Origin of the sequence: Vibrio sp. T3Y01 (assembly GCF_013114525.1) — a bacterium.
GTDB classification, from domain to species: Bacteria; Pseudomonadota; Gammaproteobacteria; order Enterobacterales; family Vibrionaceae; genus Vibrio; species Vibrio chagasii_B.
The window spans coordinates 252,711-271,370 of the sequence record NZ_VTXJ01000002.1; the positions used below are offsets into that span (position 1 = coordinate 252,711).

The window sequence follows — 18,660 nt, forward strand, 5'->3', positions numbered from 1 at the left end:
ATAGAGCGGATTACTTGCTTTCCGCTGGGCTAAAAATCGATTTGCTCTGAGGCTTATCAGCTCGGTTGGCTTTGGCGATAAGTAGCAAGCCAATTACAGGAACAACAACGGCTGCGAATGGAATCATGCCTGCGCCTAGCTGGCTGTCGAGTACCATGCCACCAAGGAATCCACCGAAGGCATTCGCCAAGTTAAACGCTGAGATATTCGCTGTTGCTGCTAGCTCTTGGCCTTCGCCACCGTGGTTCATTACTCGAAGTTGCATGGCAGGAACGTTCGCAAATGATGCAATACCAAAGACAAATGCCGCTGCAACGAAGAGGATTTTGTTGTCTACCACAAGGCCAACTACAACCAATGAAGCGATCATCACGACAGCCCAAAACATGGAGGCTTTGCCTAAATCTTTATCGGAAGAGCGGCCACCTAATGTGTTACCTATGATTAAGCCGACACCTACAATCACTAAGATCCAAGTAACAGACTCTTGACCGTAGCCGGTGATGTGCATAGCGATTGGTGCAAGGTAGCCGTAAAGCGTCATGAAGCCAGACCAAGCAAAAGCAGTGATTGCCAAGCTAATCAGTAGCATTGGGTTTTTGAACGCTAACAGCTGAGTTTTGATGTCTTTTGCTTCGCTATGACCGCTTGATTTGATTGACGTTAGGATAGAAATCATCGCGATGGTGCCAAGTGCAGCCACGGTAAAGAAGGTGGTGTGCCAACCGAATTGCAAACTAATCCATGTACCAGCGGGAACGCCAAGAACGTTAGCCAGCGTTAAGCCTGCGAACATTTGACCAACGGCACGGCCTGCCATTTTTTCCGACACTAAGTTGGTTGCGACAACCGCACCTATGCCATAGAAAGGTCCTTGAACTAAGCCTGCAATCACGCGGCTAGCGAGCAGTAATGGGTAGCTAGGTGCTAGGGCTGATAAGACATTGCCGATGATGAACAGTGCCATTAAGCCAATCAGTACCACCTTCTTATTAAAGCGAGCAAGGTAGATGGTTAAGATTGGGCCACCAATAACGATAGCTAACGCGTAAGCACTGATTAGATAACCTGCTTGACCTTCTGTGATTGAAAGGGATGTGGCAATTTGTGGAAGAATGCCAGCGATAACAAACTCAGCGGTGCCAATTGCAAATGCCGCGAGTGTCAGTATCCAAACTTGGAATGGGATCTGTTCTTTTTTCATGATGATCTACCTATGTAAATTCTTGTTTGTTAGGACGTGAGACAAACGCCCTAACCATTGTTCTTTGTGTCTTTGCGAGGTGTTAGCCGAGTAGAGCGCCGCCATCGATGTCGATGATTGACCCAGTTACGTATGGGTTATTAATCGCGAACAGGTAACCCATGGCGATCTCTGAAGCTTCGCCAACCTTGCCTGTGGGTAGGTTGTTTTTGGCGTTGTCGTACATGCTTGCACGAGCGGAATCGTCCATGTTTTTGTAGGCTTCAGTCATGGTTAGGCCCGGGCTAACGGCATTGACGCGAATGGGGGATAGCTCTTTCGCCAGTATTTTGGTCACGCTTTCTAGCGCGGCGTTGATGGCGGTTTTTACGTAAGTGCCAGCCACTACTTTGCGAGACAACATGCCCGTTGTGAGCGTGATAGAGCCGTTGGGTTTGATGTAACGTGCCGCATGCTTGGCGACGTTCAGGCTGCCCCAAAATTTGGTATCAAATGCCGTTTTTGCGTCTTCAAGCGCAACGTCTGTCACCTTTCCAGCCGGAGCAGATGAGCCAGCAGTGACCACCAAATGATCGAAGGGACCAATGGATTCGAAGTATTCGCAAATCGACTTTTCATTGCTGATATCAACACCTGTGTGTCGGCTGGCAATGTGTACTGTGTTGTCTTCGTTTCTCAATTGCATCGCCAATGCTTTGCCGATACCTGACGTGCCACCAATGATGACGAAAGTGCTTTTTTCTTGGTTCGTTACTGCGTTGTTCATGTTCTGAATTCCTGCGTGTTCTGCTGATGGTTGTCATTATATTTATTCGACTAATTTTGATAATTGGCTAAAATGTGAATTCATTATTCGGTTTAAATGAACAGTGTGACGAGGAAGAAGTAGCATGGATAAGTTTTCAGACATGGCGATGTTCGTCAGTATCGTGAAGCATCAAGGTTTGGCTGCAGCTGGGCGGGAGCTAGGTTTATCGCCTGCGACCATGACAGCAAGGCTTCAGGCACTGGAAGAGCGATATGGCGTGAAGCTGTTGAATCGAAGTACTCGACATGTGTCTTTGACTGACTCTGGCGAGCTGTATCACAAGGCGTGTTTGGAGATATTGGATAACGTTAGCGAAGCCGAAAATCTGATTCAAAATGGCGTCAAAGAGGTTAAAGGCCCTTTAAAGATCGCCGCGCCGAAAGACATCGGCAAGCAGTACATCCTGCCAATCTTGTCGGAGTTTTGTCAGCAATATCCCGACGTGGTCCCTTACCTGTATTTGAACGATAACCTATCGAACATTGCTGAGTCGGGCATGGATGTGGTGATTCGCTACGGAGAGTTGGTCGATAGCAGTTTGATATCTAGGCGCTTATCCCCGAGCCGACGTGTGCTGTGTGCTTCTCCTGAATATCTCGCTAAGCATGGAACGCCATTAACACCGCAAGATTTAGTAGATCATGACTGTTTGGCAATGCTACGTAGCAATGAAGAGCTCAAGACATGGCACTTCCAAGATCACGACATGAAGAAGTCGATTACCGTTGTGCCAAAGCGATTCTCAGACGACGGTGAAGTGATTCGCTACTGGGCATTAAAAGGTGAGGGCATTGCCCTTAAATCAGTACTGGATGTGCAAGACGACATCAATAACCAACGCCTTGTTACCCTGCTTAATGGCTATATGAAAAACTTCAATACCTCGACCTCTGTATCGAGTGCAGACTTAAATGTGGTGTACATCAGCAAGAAGTATCAGCCGAAGCGTATCCGGCTGTTTCTTGATTTCTTGTTTGAGCGGTTTGGAGATTGCGTCAACTCGAGTTGTTGATTTCCTAGTTACGAAAATAATAGAAATACAACGATGGCAACCGCTAACGCTCTTGGGATAAAGGTATCTTTGTCTATCATGGGCACCTCTTATCGTGCCTCAAATGAATGAGGCACGGGTTATGTTTTTGGGGTTAGCGAAGGTGTAGGTAGAACGGAGAGAAGGTATCAATTACGTCAACTAAACGTTGAAGTTGCTTGATATCGCCCTTGGTTGCCTTCGCCGTTGATTCTTCAACATTGATGTCTTTGACTAGGAACAAATGAACAAGGTCTTGTTTTGACATCTCGACCGTTAGATCGGCGCTCTCGGAGCTAAAACCATTGTCGACAGCCATCGTGCGGTTAGACACGTTCACAAGGTATGGGCTTCCATCCACAACAAGGTTGATAACGTGCGTCTCGTTGGTGTTCAGTTGCTCGGCCATAAGGCGAGTTGGAATCAGTGACATCACGTCATCGGTTGGTGCCTCAACGAACTTGCTGGCATCGCCGAAGAAGTTCATTGTATCGAGTACACCATCTAATTCTCCGCGAAGCTCTGCTGCACCTGTGAGTGCCCAGTGACGCCAACCCGGAGTCGATTGTTCCCAGCCCCAACGCTCTAGTGCAACGGCTTTTTGTCCACGAGCATACATATCGCTGTGATCGACGCGGATAACATGCGTTAGGATCTGCATCGCTTCACCGTACTGTTGTTTTTCGATCATGCGGTCCGCGGCCTTTTTAATGGCGTCTGGGCCACCCATCATATCAACATACAATTGCGCCATGTCCTTGTGTGGTGGCTTCGCAAACTCACTGGCATCACCATTGAACCAACCGACATTGCCTGCATAGATATTGGCAACATTTTGATATTCTGAGCCACGCAGCGGGCGCAAGTAGTCATGATCCTTGAGTTCTTCCGGAAGGCGAATGCTGTCCGAAAGCTCGTGCATGGTATAGCCTTTGTTGATATGGCGAACCGTTTGATCTTGCATGTAGCGCAGTGAATCCGCGTAGGCTTTCATCACATCTTCAACACGCTCTTGGCTGACTGCAGAACGGCCGTGGTGTAGCGAAAGCGTTTTTGGCTGATAGCGACGCATGCGGTCTATAGAATCTGCCCACTCAAGGCCGTCACGGTACTCTGCACCACGAATGGTGTAGAGATTTGGAATGGTTTCACCTTGAATGGTATCGCCACCGACCATGTCTCCCGTTTCATGTACGTAGAGTGCAACACCATCTGGCGCTTCACCAGGTGTGTGGAAAAACTCCAATGTAAGTCCATCGACCTTCATGATCATCAGATCGTCTACTAAGATATTTGGCGCGAAGAAGGATTTGTTTTGCGATTGCATCACGATGTCTGCTGGGTAGCCAACACCTTGGTTTACCCCTTTATCGTAGTCATTGTTATGAGGGATAAAGGCACCAAATGCATACGCGGTTCGAATCGACTGTTGATTAAGGTAAATGCCAGACTCTTCGTTCATTTTCTTTTGGAAATCAACATGAGCGATGACATTAATTTTACCAGATTCGAAGTCTTCTCGCGTTGCTAGCCCCTCGGTTCCTGCCCATTGATCTGGGTGGTGGTGAGTATAGAAAATCGTATGAACTTCACGCTCATCTCCTGTCGCTTCACGATAAGCCGACAGCATGGCTTCACCGGTTTCTGCTGTTGAACCAGCGTCGATAATGATCAGTCCTTTGTCACCTTGAAGGAAGGTAATTGAAGCACCCTCAAAACCAAATGCGTTGTACATGCGGTCTGATAGTTTAAAGATCACAGGGTTGGTCATTGCTTCTTCCATTGCTGCTAACTCTGGATGAATTTTGCCTTCTTGTAGAGCCTTTTCCATGTTTTCTTTGTTGTATTCAGGCGTGAATAGAGGCTCACCTCGCCAAATTATTTCTGGGAATGACCCTGCTAGTTTTGTCGAGGCATTTTCAGACAAAGGAAAGTAACTTTGCTGCTCAGCAGACATGGTTGGAGAGAGAAACTCAATGCCATTAGCAAACGGGTCATAGTTGTTAGAAAGTACAACATCGTACTCGCTCATATCGAATGAGTGGTCGTGGTCGCCGTGAGTTAAACGTTCTGATGCATGATGAGAGTGAGCCATCACATTACAAGACGCTAAAATTGAGAGAGCAATAATGGTTTTTTTCATAGTGTTACCCTGGTTCTGTATTTCGTATGAATCAGACTCAGAATCCATCCTGTTTCGTCGTTCTTCAAAAGTTGAAGGATACGAGGTTATGTAATGTGCCTCGTTGATGACGATATATTAGGCAGTTCTTAAGCGGCGAACCATTGGGTAGTAGCTATAAAAAACATAGATTTTATCTATGTAAGATGGGTTATTTTGTCATTAATTACGACTCATCACCTTTTGTATAGTTTTTATTTATTTGAGGGTGTTGTTAGATGCTTTTTGATGTGCTCTCGAATTTGAGCATGTCTTTGATCTTGAATACTGCGTTTGTGATAAATCATTTTCATTTCGTAGTCACGCAGCGTAAATGGTGGTTCTAGGACTTTTAGCCCTAGCTCTTCTGCTAAATCAAACATGGATTCGCTGACAATACACACTGCGTCAGAGTTACGGGCGTTCAGCAGTAGATTCGATTGACCGGACACTTCTCGAACCACGTTACGATCAAAGGCTTCTTCAGTTCGGGTTTCTAGTGCGCTTACATTTTTGTCTTTTAGGCGCAGCATGATGTGCTCGGCGTTTTTGAACTGCTCAAGTGAGATGGTGTCGCCAATCGTTGGGTGGTCTTTACGGCATGCGAGTGCGAGCTTTTGAGAGCCGATCGATTCAACAATAAAAGAGTGATCAGTAACAGAGATATCGTCGATAACAACATCCACCTCTCCGGTCCTTAGTTTGTCCAAAGTGCTGTATTCAATGGCGGAAGTTTCAACAAAGTAGACCCCTTCATAGCCAGGGAGTGCCTGCATGATCACTTCTGGGCAGCAGATTTTTAGCTTTCTCTCTTCTTTAAAAACTGAGTCGAGGCGGCCTAATATTTCTCGACATTGCTCAGCAAGATAATGCGCATCTTCTGTCGGTTGAATTGAACGGCTGGTGCGATAAAACATGATTTTTCCGCTCTGCTCTTCAAAGTTTTTGATCGCGGCGGTCATCGATGGTTGAGTCATATTCATATGTTCTGCTGCCTTCGAAATACTCTTGAAATCATAGGCTGCGAGAAAGTGTTTAATCAGATTGAGATTCATATAGGTGTGCCCTGTAGAAAGAGATTAAATAATTTGAATATGACTCGGTCATTGCTGTTTAGGTGACGATAGAGTCAGTGATGTCGAAATTTAGCTTAAATTATGTAATGAAAACATGCGCTATATATTTGTCGGAAAACACATTTTTTTACCAAAATAACAAATCAAGATATGATGGATGAAAAGTAATCAGTACAAGGAGTGCTCATGAAACTAGTCGGTAACACCGTGATCCAACCTTTTCACAAAGCCACCTGTCACTGCGGTGCGGTGGAGTTAGAGCTCAGCCTGCCTAACGGAATCGAAAAGCCGCGTCGCTGCGATTGCTCTATCTGTCGTCGAAAAGGTGCGATTGTTGGTTCTGTTGCGTTGGATGGTATCAAGATCCTTAAAGGTGCAGAATATCTGAAGTTATATCAATTCAATACCAACACCGCGAAGCACTACTTTTGTTCGAACTGCGGTATCTATACTCATCATCAACGTCGTTCTAGCCCAAATGAATACGGGTTCAATATTGGTTGTTTGGAAGGGGTGAACCCTTTTGATATTGGTGATGTGGTGACTAACGATGGTGTGAACCACCCTGCGGATCGCTAAGGAGAAAACATGTCTGATTATGGTGCCCTGATTCGTTGGCAGAAAGGCGAAGATGAGGCTTTTAGCGATAACCAATACAGTCGCGGGCATACATGGGAGTTCGATGGTGGCGTTATTGTACCTGCGTCGTCATCGCCTCATGTTGTGCCACTACCACTTTCCGTTGAGGAAAATGTTGATCCCGAAGAAGCCTTTATTGCGGCTATTGCCAGTTGTCATATGCTGACCTTTTTGGGAATCGCGGCTAAACAAAAGTACGTGATTGAGTCTTACGTTGATGATGCGATTGGTGTTCTTGAAGAGGATAAAGCGGGGCGAGCTTGGGTTAGCCATGTGACGCTTAAACCCCAAATCCAATTTGTTGGTGATAAGCGCCCATCGGATAAACAGCTCGAAAAGTTGCATCATCTGGCGCACAGTAACTGCTTCATTGCCAATTCGGTAAAAACCGAGATCACGGTAGAGATAGACTCGTAACCCACACGATTTTCTCAGTTGTACTCAGAGAAGTTAGATGTTTACTGATTTCGAGACGAGTTAAATAGATTAAGGGAGCAACTTAGCGATGCTCCCTTACTTTAGATAGTGACTGCGATTGATAGGGCATTGCTCAAACCGATCTGCTTACAATGACTTCTTCAAAGCGCCTCTCAACGTATTCAGTTTAATTACTTATCTAACAAAAAATCCAAAGCTAATTTGTAGCCTTTTGTGCCCATACCTATGATGGTTCCTGCAGCGACAGGTGAGATGTATGAGTGATGGCGGAAAGCTTCGCGTGCATGCACGTTAGAGATGTGGACTTCAACCACTGGTACTTCAACCCCTTTGATCGCATCGTGAAGCGCAATCGATGTGTGCGTGTAAGCACCCGGGTTAAACACAACGCCAGCGCATTCACCTTGAGTAAACTCGCGGCCCGCTTTGTGGATAGCATCAATTAGGCTGCCTTCGGTATTGCTTTGAAAACACTCAGCGTCATAACCATACTCTGCAGCGACTTTGCGGCAGTTTTCTTCTACGTCAGCCAGTGTTTCGTAGCCGTATTGTGCAGGCTCACGTGTGCCAAGTAGGTTTAGGTTTGGTCCGTTGAGTATTAAGATTTTTTTCATTGAGTCATTGTCCTTAACGTAAATTTGCAAGCTGTGTTTGCTTAAAGGTTTTGAGTTGTTGAGTTGAAATTTGGGCACCAGTGAACAGGGAGAACGCGTCATGTGCTTGATGGAAAAAGAGCTCAAAGCCACTCAACGTCTTGATAGATTTCTGCTGTGCGGTTTTCAGAAACTCTGTCTCCCGTGGGATGTATACGGCATCAAAACACCACGCCTGCTCCTGCAACCAAGAGGCCTCAATTGGGCAGCCGGGTGTTTGATAATGACCGATGGGCGTGCAATTGAGGACACCTTCTGCTTTCTGTACCGCTGTTTCTAGCGTCGTTTCATTCAAACATACGGTATCTATATTCTCAGCCGCAAGCAGCTTCGCTAGGCTATTCATTTTTGTTAGATCCCGGTCATAGATTGCGATCTCTGTCGCACCGAGATCGGCAAGAGAAAAGCAGATTGCTTTGCCGACGCCACCACAACCAAGCAACACCACTTTGCCCGGCTTGTGCTGAGCAAATTGGTTAAATGCAGCGATAAAGCCGCTGTAGTCGGTGTTGTAAGCAGTGATCTGTTGGTCGCGTTTAACCAGCGTGTTGGCCGCACCGACTCGTTTGGCACAAGGCGCGAGCTGATCGGCGACCGATAGTATTTGTTCTTTGTAGGGATAGGTAACGTTAGCGGAATCAATCTCGTTGTCGAACAAGTCAGTAGTGTGCTGGTGGAGTGCTTCTGCGCTGTTAGTAGTCAGCTCTTCGAGTTGATAGTGCAGTTCAATATTAAGTTTTTCAGCAAGGGCATTGTGAAAATCTGGCGATTGAGAACGTTGGATGTTCTGCCCTATGAGTCGACATTGAATCATGATTCACTCCTTATCGTTATTTGTTACTACGCTAGCAAAACCCTCTTTCTCGCGATAATTGTTTTTTCCTAACACCCATTCAATTTTTGAAGATTACTGATAACGCAGGGCGCAGCACTCACGTGGTAACAGGCGCGATTGCACTTCCTATCTCAAAATCTTATACCTTGCGAAATAATTGAAATATCGCCTTTGTCAGCACCTCTTTATAGTGAATACATCAGTGAGCAGTAACCACCTTTGAAGGGATTCACCTGCCGAAATGTATTAAGAGGGAACACAAATGCAGAACAACGTCGTCGTACAAAATATTCAGCGCGCAGATAAAGAGCTTATTGAAGGCTTGCGTCAATGTGGTGTGGCAACCATTCATGAAGCTCAGGGTCGTAAAGGCTTATTGGCTCATTACATGCGCCCAATTTTCCAAGGCGACGCGGTTGCGGGTTCTGCATTGACCATCTCAGGTGCAGCGGGTGATAACTGGATGATGCACGTAGCGATTGAGCAAGCAAAAGCGGGTGACTTCTTAGTATTTGCACCGACTTCCCCTTCTAATCACGGCTTCTTTGGCGACTTGCTAGCGACATCGGCGCAAGCGCGTGGTGTGGTCGGCCTTATCATTGAAGGTGGCGTACGTGACACTCGTGACCTGCGTGAAATGAATTTCCCAGTATGGTCTAAGGCGATCTTCAGTGAAGGTACCATCAAGGAGACACTAGGCTCGGTGAACGTGCCAATGAACTGTGCTGGTGCTCTGGTTTACCCAGGCGATGTGATGGTCGCTGATGAAGATGGCGTTGTGGTTGTACGTCGTGAGGAAGCGGAAGAGGTTCTGCATGAATCATTAGCGCGCATGGAACGTGAAGAAGCAAAGCGTGTTCGATTAGCGAACGGCGAGTTGGGTCTGGACATCTATCAAATGCGCGGCCGCCTAGAAGAGAAAGGTTTGAAATATGTCTAGCCATCCCTTCAGTGCACAATGCATGTGGATGCGCTCTGGTACATCAAAGGGAGCCTATTTCCTACGTAAGGATTTACCAGAGGACGAGCAAGCATGTGAGCAGTTCTTGTTGTCGATGATGGGCACCCCCGACCCAAGACAGATCGACGGAATTGGCGGTGCAGACCCACTAGCCTCTAAGGTTGCGATAGTGGAATCGTCAAAACGTGAAGGCGTCGACGTTGACTACCTATTTCAACAGGTATTTGTTGACCAAAAGCTTATTAGTGGCAAACAAAACTGTGGCAATATTTTAGCGGGTGTTGCACCGTTTGCGATTGAACGTGGACTAGTAGAGGCGCAAGAGGGTCACACCTCGGTTCGCATCTTCATGGAGAACACGCAGCAAGTAGCAACGGTTACCGTGCAAACCCCAAACAAGCAAGTGACCTATGCTGGTGACTGCCATATTGATGGAGTCCCTAATACCGCGGCTCCGCTAGCGGTTTGCTTTGAAGATACGGCTGGCTCTACCTGCGGTGCTCTGTTGCCAACGGGGAATGAAGTCGACGTGATTGACGGTATGAGCGTAACTCTGATTGATAACGGTATGCCTGTCGTGGTGCTAAAAGCTCAAGATTTTGGCCTTACTGGTGACGAATCCCGCGAGCAATTGGATGACAACGCAGAACTTAAGCAACGTCTGGAGTCGATTCGCCTACAAGCTGGACCAATGATGAATCTCGGCGATGTTCGTGAGCTAAGCGTGCCGAAAATGACGCTGGTGAGCGCACCTCAATATGGTGGTGGTATTTCAACGCGTACTTTTATCCCACATCGCTGCCATGCGTCGATTGGTGTGTTAGGTGCGGTGAGTGTCGCAAGTGCTTGCATCTTGAATGACGCCCCAGCTAAGCAACTTGCTGAAGTCGAAATAGAAAAACAAATACATATCGATGTTGAACACCCAATCGGAAAGATGAGCGTGGTGCTAGACGTTGAACAAAATCAAGTGAAGTCCGCCGCGATCCTTCGCACAGCAAGAAAGCTGTTCGATGGCACCGTATTTGGACTGTAAGCCTGCTGAAAATAACAAGGAAGAAACATGGACGCTGATTACCTACCGTTCCACCCAAATCCAAGCAAGCCGAAGTTTGTGGTGCCAGAAGGCGCAGTGGATAGCCACTGTCACGTTTTTGGTCCTGCGGCTAAATTCCCTTACTCTCCGGCGCGTAAGTACACCCCGTGCGACGCGTCAAAAGAGCAGCTTTTTGCCCTGCGTGATCACTTAGGCTTTAGCCGTAATGTGATTGTTCAGGCTTCTTGCCACAGTACAGATAACCGCGCGCTTGTTGATGCGCTAGAGACCGCTGGTGAGTTAGCTCGTGGTATTGCATTCGTTGACGAAACTGTCACTGACGAAGAGCTGCAAGCGATGGACAAAGCTGGCGTTTGCGGTGTTCGTTTTAACTTTGTGAAGCGCTTGGTTGATACGGTACCAACTGAAAAACTTAAAGCGATAGCTGAGAAGATCCGCCCATTAGGTTGGCATGTTGTGGTCTACTTTGAAGCGCAAGATATCGATGATGTAACGCCGTTTTTAGAAGAACTCAACATGACGGTAGTGATTGACCACATGGGGCGTCCTGACGTGACAAAAGGTGTCGATAGCCAAGAGTTCGGCAAGTTTATTTCGTTGATGGAGCGTAACCCAGATATCTGGTGCAAAGTGAGCTGCCCAGAGCGCTTGACTCAAACGCCACCGGATTACTCCGACGTGGTGCCGTTTGCTAAAACCTTGGTTGATCTGTTTTCAAACCGCGTACTTTGGGGCACCGACTGGCCACATCCAAACATGAAATCACACACTCCAGACGATGGTCACTTAGTGGATGTGATCCCACAAATTGCCACTACGGTAGAGCAACAGCAAGCACTACTCGTCACTAACCCAATGAAACTTTACTGGCCGGAGAGCGTGTAACATGACTTACCTAAATAATAAGCCGATCCCCGGAACAACAATGTTTGATGGCGCGATGGCGCGTAAAGGCTATGGCTTGAACAAGATGTGTCATTCACTTAACGAACAAGCGGGGCGTGATGCATTTTCAGCCGATGAAATGGCTTACTGTGACAAATATGGCCTGACGGAAGCTCAAAAGACGGCAATCAAAGAGCGTGATGTTCTAGGGTTGATCGCCGAGGGTGGCAGTATCTATTACCTTGCCAAATTCGTCGGCATGTTGGGACTCAACATGCAAGATATTGGTGCGATGCAAACGGGTATGACAGTTGAAGAATTTAAACAGATGTTAGTAGAGGCAGGGAAATAGTTATGGCAAAGATCGTTGGCGGAATTACCACTTCCCACATTCCTTCAATTGGTAAAGCAATTGAGAACAATCTACAACAAACTGAATACTGGAAGCCTTTGTTTGATGCGTATCCACCGATTCACCACTGGCTAGATGAAGTTCAACCAGATGTAGCAGTCGTTTTTTATAACGATCACGGCCTAGAGTTCTTCTTAGATAAGAAACCGACCTTCGCGATTGGTGCCGCACAAAGTTATAAGAATGCCGATGAAGGCTGGGGTATTCCAACTATTCCAGAGATCAACGGTGACCCAGAGCTGTCATGGCATATCTGTAACGAACTGGTAGAGAACGAGTTCGATATTACCATCTGCCAAGAGATGAAAGTTGACCACGGACTAACTGTACCAATGCAGCTGATGTGGCCAAACTTCAGCTACGGTCATATGAAGGTGATTCCAGTATGTATCAACGTTGAACAGCACCCAATGCCATCACCTAAACGTTGTTACGACCTAGGTAAAGCGATTGGTAAGGCCGTTGAAAGCTACGATAAAGACTTGAAGGTTGTTGTGCTTGGCACTGGTGGTCTTTCTCATCAGTTGGACGGTGAGCGTGCTGGCTTTATCAATAAAGAGTTCGATCTTTACTGCATGAAGAAGCTGATCGACAACCCAGAAGAGCTGACTAAGCTTTCGATCTACGACCTAGTAGAGCAGGGTGGTGCGCAAGGTGCGGAATTCATTATGTGGCTTGGTATGCGTGGTGCATTGACGGGCGAGCTTAATGTGCTGAAAAGCAGCTATCACGCACCCGTGTCGAATACCGGCGCTGGCACCATGTTGATAGAAAACCGCTGATTAGATTAGCCGTCAAATGTTTAAAAAGCCCCAGAGTGTGATGCTCTGGGGCTTTTTCTTTGTCTTGACTACACAGCTCCCAAACTATTTTCCGTTCTGATACGGCACTACAAGGCCCCCCTTTAATGCTCTGTTTTCGTTTCAATCCCAAACGATAAGTCATGAGACTCAGCGTTTTTCGGTGCTTGGTTTGTATCAGAAGTTAAGTCGCTACTTAGCTCGCTCCCCCAGTGCTTAGCATGCTCTCGACGAAGTTTGCCATGAGTAGTGCAACAACGATTCGTACGTTCAAACGAGGAGGCACTCAATTTAGTGAGGTGCTTATGGGAGTTCGCTAGGCTCATGTTTTGTATCTGATACAGGGGGGCTACAGTAATGTTGCTCAGTTGGTCTTGGCGTGTGGTTATTAGTCAGAGGGGCGATTTAGCCAGCGTTTTAAGGACAAGTTTGGCCTAACGCCTATGGATTGTTTCAGAAAGATAAGGGCTTAGATTCGGTGGTTGCTACGCCCTGCGAAGAGTAGATGATTACCGATAGCAAAAAGCCCCACAGTGTTGCGGGGCTTTGGTTATTTACCTGACTGGCTTATCGGGCGAGGTGGTTGTGGAGAGGCTTTACAACGAATCAACACACTGTGGGAAGATAGCTTGGAAACCTTCAGCGTGTTGACAGCTTCTGCCGCCCGCCTGGCCACCTGAATTACGTCTAAAGTGGTTGCCACGGTTTTCTGCTAGGTTTTCGTAGAAGGTCCACAGGTGCTCTTGACCTTGCATGCACTCAATAGCGGCTTTCTTGCTTTCCCATACTTCAGAGATGTCTAGGAAGGTATTTGGTTTCCATTCCATCTGCTCGCTTTGGTGTGGTTCGAATAGGTAAACCTGAGGTGCACCTAGCACTTTCTCACCTGGGTTATGACCCCAAGCTTGTGCGATCATACGGCACTGCAGAGTGATCTCAGTGGCGTACATGTGGTCTGTGTTGTATGGGTCCCATTTAGAGTGCGTCATGATGAATTCTGGTTGAATCTCACGGATCAGGTCGACGATTTGGTACTTACCTTCTTTGTCGATTTCCAGTGGGTAATCACCGAAGTCAAAGAAACGAATGTCACTTACGCCAAGAGCTGCCGCTGCTGCTGTCGCTTCTTCATGACGAATACGCTTAACGTCTTCAAGTGTCATGCCTTCTTGTTTCCATAGCTTTGCAGACTCGCCACGCTCACCATATGAAAGACATGCAATGGTCACTTCGTAGCCCAGCTTTTGGTGAAGGGCGATGGCACCGCCACAACGCCAGACAAAATCTGCTGAATGGGCACTGATTACTAAAGCTGTTTTCTTTGTTGTCATGTTATTAATCCTTTATTTACTCTTGAGCTCTTCTGATGAGCGTGTCTTCTATGTTCTTTATTCGGCTAAAATTGTTCGGTATCGATTTCGGCTTGAGTGGGCGCGTTGTAGCGACTGCCAACAAATGCCTTTTGCGGTACAGTGCGCTCAACCAGTTCTAGCAGGGCGTTCGAAACCGAGTAATGCTGCGCATTTAAGTTGTCTTCTAGATGCTTAAGGTTAGTAGTGCCTGGTAGTGCTATCGAGTGAGGCGCTTTAGCCAGCGTCCATGCCAAGGCAAATTGAGCCAGGGTTGGTGCAGGTAGTGATACATTCTCTTCAGCAAAAATCGGCAGCAGAGAAGCGAACCTATTTACAGCCGACAAGTTAGCTTCAAAGTTTTCTGCGTTAAATCTCGGCATTGCATTGCGAATATCGCCATCGACAAATTGATTACTTTGCAGCTCGCCACTTAGGATGCCGCGCCCCACAGGGCTGAAAGAGACAAAGGTACTTCCCAGCTCTTGGCATTTATCAATCACTGCGATCTCCGCGTTGCGTGACCACAACGAATACTCCGACTGAACCGCTGCAATCGGGTGGATTTGGTGTGCCTTTTCCAGCGTGGTTGCCGATACCTCAGATAGACCGAGGTGTTTGATTTTGCCTTCGTCAACCAGCCTAGAAAGTTCACCAATGCTCTCTTCAATCGGCACTGATTTATCCCAGCGGTGCAGATAGTAGAGGTCAATCACATCGGTATTGAGACGCTGCAGCGAATCTTCACAGGTTTGACGAATGGTTTGCGGGCGACCATCAATAGCGCGTTTACCATCAGGGCCTTTAAACATGCCGCACTTGCTAGCAAGAAAGAACTCATTACGGCGATGACCTACCGCTTTGGCGAGTAGTTTCTCGTTGTTACCAAACCCATAAAGAGCTGCGGTATCGAGCATGTTGTAGCCAAGATCAAGCGCCTTATTGAGTAGCTTGATGCTGTGCTCTTCACTTGGGGGTGTTCCGTATGCGTGAGATACATTCATACATCCAAGGGCAACTGGCGCGAGTGAGTGCTCACCTATAGTAATCATCGCCGGGCTCCTTACTCTTGCTCTAGCTGTTGTTCTAATGCGTGCAGTGTCTCCATTGCTGGTAGGCAGCTTGCAACACTTGAGTTTGGCTCGCGGCCTGTGCGAATCGCATCGAAGAACTCACGGTCGATTAGCTCGATGCCGTTGTTTGAAACCGCGACACCTTCTAGTGAGATCGGGTTCTCTTTGCCATCGAATAGATCGTCGTAGCGAGCGATGTAGGTGCCTTCGTCACAGATGTAGCGGAAGAAGGTGCCAAATGGACCGTCGTTGTTGAATGAGAGTGATAGCGTACATAGAGCGCCAGATGGCGTTTTCATACCAATGCTCATGTCCATTGCGATATTCAGCTCTGGGTGAATCGGGCCTTGCAGTGCTTGAATCTTTGATGCCTTCTCACCGGTTTGGTATTGGAAAAGGTCAACAGTGTGACAAGCGTGATGCCATAGTAGGTGATCAGTCCAAGTGCGCGGCTCACCTTTTGCGTTGGTGTTAGTGCGACGGAAGAAGTAGGTTTGAACATCCATTTGTTGAATGTTTAGCTCACCAGCTGCGATCTTGTTGTGGATCCACTGGTGGCTTGGATTAAATCGGCGAGTGTGACCAGCCATAGCGACAACGCCAGTTCTCTTTTGAGTCTCAACCACTTTGTAGCTGTCTTCAATGTTGTCTGCCATTGGGATTTCAACCAGAACATGCTTGCCAGCTTCCATACATGCGATAGCTTGCTCAGCATGCATTTGAGTTGGTGTTGCTAGAATCACAGCATCGACGTTGTCAGATTTCAGTGCTTCTTCAAGTGAAGAGAAACTTTGAGCTGTTTGATTGTAATCTGTGATGAGTTGATCAAGTTTGTCCGCTTCAGGGGCAACCATTGCAGTAACAGTAACGTCGTCGATATTACGCAGTGCCTCTAAATGTTTTTGGCCGAATGCACCCGTAGCGCCTACTACACACACTTTCATAATCATTCCTTTTGTATTCAAGCGATTAAACTATTGGATATTTTGTAATTTCGTTGCGGTCGATTCTGTATCCTCGACCTGCAGTTGTTCTATGATCTGGTCAGACAGTTGAGCGAGAGGTTGATCTGACGCATCGATGTTGAGTCCACCTAGCGATTGATGCCAGTTCATCGCCCCTTTGACCATCGAGTGACTCATGCCTAGCTCGTTTAAGGTTGCTGCGACCTCTTTTAATTCTGCGTGGCGTCTCTGACCGTGGTTGAGCATGCGCTCCATGTGATAACGACTTAGGTGACTCAGCTCTAATCCCGGGTAGGTGTGGCTTAGCGATTTGAGCACGTGATGTTCAACACCTGATTTACGAGCTGCCAGAGCGCACTCTGTGGTTAGCGCCTCTAAGCCTTTTACCATTACTGAGCGCATCATTTTTATGCTGGATGCATCGCCTACGTTTTCCGAGATAACCTCAATATCGAAACCCAGTAGAGTTAGGTATTCCGCGACCTTGTCGGCTTTTTGTCCGGACAAGTAGAGCGGAATATTAGGCTGTGATGTCAATACTGGCGCCATGATGGCAATGTCGATGTACTCAGCGCCTTGCGCTTTAACCAGCTTTGCAAGTCTTTGTTTGGCTTGCGGGGAACAAGAGTTACAGTCGAGTACAATCTGTTTTTCAGTCAGAGAGCCTGCTATCTGCTGCAGTGCCTGTTCAGCTTGGTCAGCGGTGACTAGGGAAAAAATAAGTTGTGCGCCGTGAATTGCTTCTTCAGGACGAAATGTCCCTTGCACACCTTGATCAATATATTCGAGAAGTTTTTTCTCTCGGGTAAATATATTGTTCGTCTTTATGTCAAAGGCATTAATTATTTCAGGTGCTCGATCATTCCAAGAAGAAATAAATGTTTTTGCTGCTTCGCCAAAACCAATAAATGCAATCCTACTGATTTTCACCATAACCACCTTTTTGTTTGTTAATTATCTTTGGCTATGGTTAAACACTATCATTTGGTATTGAGTGCGGATAATCAATTTAATTCAAAGGGTATTCAATTTTGAAAATAATAGGGTTATTACAGCGACATTTTAACTCCGTTTGTTCGCAATAATTGTAAGAAGTGAGTCTGTACAGAAGTGGCAAACCAGTTTTTGCGGACCGTCAAACCAATGGGTCTGGATTGTTCTTCACCTTCATAAGGAAGAGCAACTAAATGCCCCTCATCGAGATCGCGTCTGATTTGATGTTGGGAAAGAAGGGTTAATCGATCACTGCCCAGTAATAGCTCTTTAACTAGCATTTGCGAGCTTGCCTCAATTAAACGATTTGGTACTTCCAGTGAGGCTTTGGTAAACATATCTTCGAACATTTTACGCGCAGGTGTTGCACTAGAGGAGACAACCCAGCTTGATTCTTGAAGCTCTTTGATACTGACTTTTTCTCGGTTTGCTAAAGGATGGTCAGCACGCGATAAAATGGTGTTCTTCGATTCAAATAAGGTTTCTTGACGAATATCGGTGCTGGGAACGGGAAAGCGTAGAGCGCCAATTAGAATATCAATTTCGCCATATTTTAGGTGGTTGAGCAGGTCTTTATAAGGGCCATCAATGACGTGTATTTGGCAGTCAGGATAGGCGTTAGAAAACTCATTAATGGTACTTGGAAGCAAGCAGGTTCTCGCAAGAGGTAAACAGCCTACTGTGATCACTGAACTGTGTCGGTTACTTAGAAGGTTAACCTCATCAAGCCCCTGTTTTATCTCAACAAAAGCGAGTTTGCTTGCTTTGTCTAATGCAGCCCCTGCTTTAGATAGTGCGATGCCTGTACTGGTCTTTTCAAACAAGGTAAACCCGAGAATTTCTTCAAGATCTTTTGATGCTCGGTAAACCGATGATTGAGACACTTCAAGTAACCGGCTCGCCTCGGTAAAGCTTTGTCCGTTAGCGACGGCAACTAGCGCTTTTAGTTGTGTGGTGGTGATATTAAACAGATAACGCTGCACACTATTTTTGCGCTGCTTCGTGGCAATCTTTAGCGCATTAGAGATGCCTTGACTGATGTTTTCCAGCGCACGGTCAATTCGAAAAGCGAAGGCTTCACCCTGTTTCGTTGGCGTCATGCCATCACTGGTGCGTTCAAACAGCTCACTGTTCATATTCTTTTCAAGCTTGGAGATAGCTTGTGTTATTGCGGGTTGAGAAAGGAAAACCGTGTCAGATGCTTTGCTAATACTTCCTGTATGAACGACTTCAGATATCGCCCTAAGGTGGCGCAAATTTGGGATGTTAAACATACGGTTTCCTTACCACTGAACGTTGGTTACAGTACGAAATATGAAAT

The 18,660-nt window shown here is 46.7% G+C and carries 19 protein-coding genes and 1 pseudogene; 9 read left to right on the forward strand and 11 right to left on the reverse strand.

The genetic code is table 11. The features are described 5' to 3' along the window. Positions 1 to 10 precede the first annotated feature (10 nt). Together F0232_RS03620 and F0232_RS03625 are read right to left on the reverse strand one after the other, a co-directional pair. Positions 11 to 1,204 carry an MFS transporter gene (locus tag F0232_RS03620; protein ID WP_171750688.1) on the reverse strand — a complete coding sequence of 398 codons (1,194 nt, stop codon included), beginning with the start codon at positions 1,202 to 1,204 and terminating at the stop codon, positions 11 to 13. 82 nt (positions 1,205 to 1,286) lie between these two features. After that, on the reverse strand, positions 1,287 to 1,970 hold the full coding sequence (locus F0232_RS03625; RefSeq protein WP_105058654.1) for an SDR family oxidoreductase: 684 nt from the start codon (positions 1,968 to 1,970) through the stop codon (positions 1,287 to 1,289). Positions 1,971 to 2,094: 124 nt separating this feature from the next. Here F0232_RS03625 and F0232_RS03630 point away from each other — a divergent pair, with 124 nt between their 5' ends. Next, positions 2,095 to 3,024 carry a LysR family transcriptional regulator gene (locus tag F0232_RS03630; protein WP_105058655.1) on the forward strand — a complete coding sequence of 310 codons (930 nt, stop codon included), beginning with the start codon at positions 2,095 to 2,097 and terminating at the stop codon, positions 3,022 to 3,024. A gap of 133 nt (positions 3,025 to 3,157) precedes the next feature. Here the strand turns inward: F0232_RS03630 and F0232_RS03635 are convergent, their stop codons facing one another. Both F0232_RS03635 and F0232_RS03640 read right to left on the reverse strand, forming a co-directional pair. Continuing rightward, a complete protein-coding gene (locus tag F0232_RS03635; protein WP_253821933.1) occupies positions 3,158 to 5,185 on the reverse strand; it encodes an alkyl sulfatase dimerization domain-containing protein in 2,028 nt (675 codons plus the stop codon). A 233-nt stretch (positions 5,186 to 5,418) separates the two neighbouring features. Next, the gene (locus F0232_RS03640; RefSeq protein WP_171730325.1) at positions 5,419 to 6,258 is read right to left on the reverse strand and encodes a LysR family transcriptional regulator; all 840 of its coding nucleotides are present in this window, start codon (positions 6,256 to 6,258) and stop codon (positions 5,419 to 5,421) included. A gap of 207 nt (positions 6,259 to 6,465) precedes the next feature. On the opposite strand from F0232_RS03640, the gene F0232_RS03645 reads away from it, so the two are divergent. Together F0232_RS03645 and F0232_RS03650 are read left to right on the forward strand one after the other, a co-directional pair. Further along, entirely contained in the window at positions 6,466 to 6,858 is a 393-nt protein-coding gene (locus tag F0232_RS03645; RefSeq protein WP_105058658.1) for a GFA family protein, read from the forward strand. 9 nt (positions 6,859 to 6,867) lie between these two features. Further along, positions 6,868 to 7,335, forward strand: coding sequence for an OsmC family protein (locus tag F0232_RS03650; RefSeq protein ID WP_105058659.1), 468 nt, complete (start codon positions 6,868 to 6,870; stop codon positions 7,333 to 7,335). Positions 7,336 to 7,526: 191 nt separating this feature from the next. On the opposite strand, the gene aroQ is transcribed toward F0232_RS03650, so the two are convergent. Further along, positions 7,527 to 7,970: a type II 3-dehydroquinate dehydratase gene (gene aroQ / locus F0232_RS03655; protein WP_008216825.1), complete on the reverse strand. Its 444-nt coding sequence runs from the start codon at positions 7,968 to 7,970 to the stop codon at positions 7,527 to 7,529. A 13-nt stretch (positions 7,971 to 7,983) separates the two neighbouring features. Continuing rightward, positions 7,984 to 8,823: a shikimate dehydrogenase gene (locus tag F0232_RS03660; RefSeq protein WP_171750690.1), complete on the reverse strand. Its 840-nt coding sequence runs from the start codon at positions 8,821 to 8,823 to the stop codon at positions 7,984 to 7,986. A 283-nt stretch (positions 8,824 to 9,106) separates the two neighbouring features. Between F0232_RS03660 and F0232_RS03665 the strand changes: the two genes are divergently transcribed. The 6 genes and pseudogenes from F0232_RS03665 to F0232_RS25005 all read left to right on the forward strand — a co-directional run. Beyond that, entirely contained in the window at positions 9,107 to 9,784 is a 678-nt protein-coding gene (locus F0232_RS03665; protein ID WP_032553679.1) for a 4-carboxy-4-hydroxy-2-oxoadipate aldolase/oxaloacetate decarboxylase, read from the forward strand. After that, positions 9,777 to 10,841 carry a 4-oxalomesaconate tautomerase gene (locus F0232_RS03670; RefSeq protein WP_171730327.1) on the forward strand — a complete coding sequence of 355 codons (1,065 nt, stop codon included), beginning with the start codon at positions 9,777 to 9,779 and terminating at the stop codon, positions 10,839 to 10,841. Before F0232_RS03665 ends, F0232_RS03670 begins: the two co-directional genes overlap by 8 nt. Positions 10,842 to 10,868: 27 nt before the next feature. Beyond that, positions 10,869 to 11,747, forward strand: a complete 879-nt coding sequence (locus F0232_RS03675) for an amidohydrolase family protein (RefSeq protein WP_171730328.1) — start codon at positions 10,869 to 10,871, stop codon at positions 11,745 to 11,747. A 1-nt stretch (position 11,748) separates the two neighbouring features. Beyond that, the gene (locus F0232_RS03680; RefSeq protein ID WP_105058664.1) at positions 11,749 to 12,099 is read left to right on the forward strand and encodes a protocatechuate 4,5-dioxygenase subunit alpha; all 351 of its coding nucleotides are present in this window, start codon (positions 11,749 to 11,751) and stop codon (positions 12,097 to 12,099) included. A 2-nt stretch (positions 12,100 to 12,101) separates the two neighbouring features. Then, on the forward strand, positions 12,102 to 12,941 hold the full coding sequence (locus tag F0232_RS03685) for a class III extradiol dioxygenase family protein (RefSeq protein WP_061034043.1): 840 nt from the start codon (positions 12,102 to 12,104) through the stop codon (positions 12,939 to 12,941). Between the two features lie 124 nt (positions 12,942 to 13,065). Further along, positions 13,066 to 13,348: pseudogene (locus F0232_RS25005) on the forward strand (AraC family transcriptional regulator); the annotation flags it as partial. 207 nt (positions 13,349 to 13,555) lie between these two features. On the opposite strand, the gene F0232_RS03690 reads toward F0232_RS25005, so the two are convergent. The 5 genes from F0232_RS03690 to F0232_RS03710 all read right to left on the reverse strand — a co-directional run bounded on the left by F0232_RS03690 (position 13,556) and on the right by F0232_RS03710 (position 18,613). Beyond that, entirely contained in the window at positions 13,556 to 14,290 is a 735-nt protein-coding gene (locus tag F0232_RS03690; protein WP_032553670.1) for a PIG-L deacetylase family protein, read from the reverse strand. 65 nt (positions 14,291 to 14,355) lie between these two features. After that, positions 14,356 to 15,360, reverse strand: coding sequence for an aldo/keto reductase (locus F0232_RS03695; RefSeq protein ID WP_171750691.1), 1,005 nt, complete (start codon positions 15,358 to 15,360; stop codon positions 14,356 to 14,358). An 11-nt stretch (positions 15,361 to 15,371) separates the two neighbouring features. Continuing rightward, a complete protein-coding gene (locus tag F0232_RS03700; protein WP_171750692.1) occupies positions 15,372 to 16,325 on the reverse strand; it encodes a Gfo/Idh/MocA family oxidoreductase in 954 nt (317 codons plus the stop codon). A gap of 30 nt (positions 16,326 to 16,355) precedes the next feature. Further along, positions 16,356 to 17,276: a DUF1932 domain-containing protein gene (locus F0232_RS03705; RefSeq protein WP_171750693.1), complete on the reverse strand. Its 921-nt coding sequence runs from the start codon at positions 17,274 to 17,276 to the stop codon at positions 16,356 to 16,358. A 119-nt stretch (positions 17,277 to 17,395) separates the two neighbouring features. Then, positions 17,396 to 18,613 carry a LysR family transcriptional regulator gene (locus tag F0232_RS03710; protein WP_105058674.1) on the reverse strand — a complete coding sequence of 406 codons (1,218 nt, stop codon included), beginning with the start codon at positions 18,611 to 18,613 and terminating at the stop codon, positions 17,396 to 17,398. Positions 18,614 to 18,660: the final 47 nt, after the last annotated feature.